Below are 1,043 nucleotides of genomic sequence, written 5' to 3'. Positions count from 1 at the left end.
CGGGCGCCCGCGGCGGCCGGGCGAAGGCGCTGCGGCGCGGAGCCGCGGCCGTCGCCCCGCCGGCCGTTCTGCTGGTGCTCCTGGCCGGCTTCCTGCCGTCGTACTACGGCAAGGAGAAGATGTACTACACACCGCCCGAGGAGACCGCGCTGGTCACCCGCACCCTCGACAACGCCCCCGACGGCTCGCTGATCCTCTCCACCAGCGGTTCCTTCCCGCAGGCGCTGCACCGGTACGACCGCCTGGAGCACTGGTTCTTCGCCGAGCAGGAACTGCCCGAGAACGAGCGGATGCTGAAGGACCCGGCCCGCTACCTCGCCGACGGGATCCCACCGGGCACCAGGACGTACGTCGTCCTCACCCGCACCCAGGACATCTACACCGCCGGCGAGGGCCTGCTGCCGGCCGGCGGCTTCGAGACACTGCGCACGGAACTCTCCGCCTCACCCCTCTTCCGGACCGTCGAGAGCCATGCGTACGGGGTCGTGCTGGAGTACCGTCCGGCCGCCCGGGAAACGACCACAAGGTGATCGAAGTGACGTCGGAGGTCAGCCCATGAGCAGCACCGACTCCTCGCAGTCCACCGACTCCACGGGTTCCTCCGGGACCGGTACGGCTCGTGGCCCCGGAGGCCCACGGGTGACCGAGACGCACGTCAGAGTCCTCATAGGCGCCTCGGGCTGGCTCGCGCTGGCCGCCACCGCCCTCCCCGGCCCCTCGCCGCTGCGCTGGATCCCGGTGCTGGTGTTCACCCTGCTGGGTCCGGGCTGGGCTGCGCTGTACCCGCAGCCGGGCGTGCCGGCCACCGGCGCCAGGCTGGAGGCCGTGGCGCTCGCCGCGCCGATCAGCCTGTCGCTCGGTGTGCTCACCGCCACCTCGCTGTTCCTGGTGGAGGGGTTCTCGGCGACCGCCTTCCTCGTCCCGCTCGCCGTCTTCACCACGGTCGTCGCGGCCCTGCCGGGGCTGCCGCTGCCCGCCGCCCGGCGCGGCGCGGTGGAGCGCGTCAGGCGCAGGCCCGCGGACGGCGGTGGCACGTGACGGGG

General features: G+C 73.3%; 1 protein-coding gene and 1 pseudogene. Both read left to right on the top strand.

Annotation, left to right across the window (positions count from 1 at the left end; genetic code table 11):
• A pseudogene (locus B7767_RS35145) lies at window positions 1-530 on the top strand (hypothetical protein); the annotation flags it as partial.
• Window positions 531-555: 25 nt separating this feature from the next.
• On the top strand, window positions 556-1,038 hold the full coding sequence (locus B7767_RS35140; protein WP_256923676.1) for a DUF1616 domain-containing protein: 483 nt from the start codon (window positions 556-558) through the stop codon (window positions 1,036-1,038).
• Window positions 1,039-1,043: the final 5 nt, after the last annotated feature.

It is taken from the genome of Streptomyces sp. 13-12-16 (genome assembly GCF_002114215.1).
Lineage (GTDB): Bacteria > Actinomycetota > Actinomycetes > Streptomycetales > Streptomycetaceae > Streptomyces.
The sequence above is the reverse complement of the archived record's forward strand: the minus strand, read 5'-3'. Positions and strand labels throughout refer to the sequence as shown.